This window comes from Amaricoccus sp. W119 (assembly GCF_047275745.1).
Classification (GTDB): Bacteria; Pseudomonadota; Alphaproteobacteria; order Rhodobacterales; family Rhodobacteraceae; genus Amaricoccus.
The window spans coordinates 1-802 of the sequence record NZ_JBKQWU010000205.1 but is presented as its reverse complement, the minus strand read 5'-3'; the positions used below and the strand labels follow the sequence as shown (position 1 = coordinate 802).

At 60.1% G+C, this 802-nt stretch carries 1 protein-coding gene and 1 pseudogene; both read right to left on the bottom strand.

Features of this window, described 5'->3' with window-relative positions:
* Window positions 1-96 precede the first annotated feature (96 nt).
* Entirely contained in the window at window positions 97-633 is a 537-nt protein-coding gene (locus ACLJK8_RS23010; RefSeq protein WP_413152709.1) for an AAA family ATPase, read from the bottom strand.
* A pseudogene (locus ACLJK8_RS23005) lies at window positions 614-802 on the bottom strand (hypothetical protein); the annotation flags it as partial. The pseudogene ACLJK8_RS23005 and the gene ACLJK8_RS23010, both read right to left, overlap by 20 nt.

Here is an 802-nt window from a genome sequence, read left to right as displayed (position 1 = left end):
GCATCCCGGCTTCCTGCTCCTTGATCATCGAAATGATCTGCGTCTCGGAAAATCGGCTCTTTCTCATTCGTCTGCTCCTTCGAGGTCGAGCAGACCCTACATCAGAGCGAGGGAGCTTCCGGGGGGCAGGTCAGTGAGCATATCGTCGTCCAGTCGGCAAGCCTTCTTGAAGAAGGGGAGCAAGCGATACTCCCATGCGCGACGCGTGCTTGCTTCATCCACGCAGTTGGCGAGGTAGGCGTGTCCGATGTGCACCATCTCATCACGTTGCTTTTGGACCGCTTCGAAGAACTCTACCAGTCGGTCGATGAGTGCTGGGTCAACCTTCTTCTCGTGGAGGATGGTGCGCAGCGCCGCCGGGCTAGGCGGCATGTTGATCTGCGCAAACCTGCGCTCGAGCGCCACGTCGAGCTCGTCCACGCCCTTATCCCACGGGTTCATCGTAGCGAGGATGACGAGGTTCGCGGGGACACTCAACGCACTCCCAGAGGCGAGCGTGAACTCTTGACCGCGTTTGTCGGTCTCGATGTAGGTCAGGGCTTCGCCGAACACCCGCGCAACATCGCACCTGCTGATTTCGTCTATGAGCAGCACATGGGTGATGTCGGGGCGCTCAGCGGCTTCTACGCACAACTGGGCGAACAGCTTCTTCTGAAGCTCGAATCCCCCACCGTCCTTGGGCGCAAACCTCGACCGGGGATGTGTAGCCGAGGCATTTGCGCGGGGTGAGGTTGATGGTCATTGCGATCTCCTGGATGTGGTCTTCGCTGATCGTGTCGAGGTCGGCGCCGCGCGGCAGCCA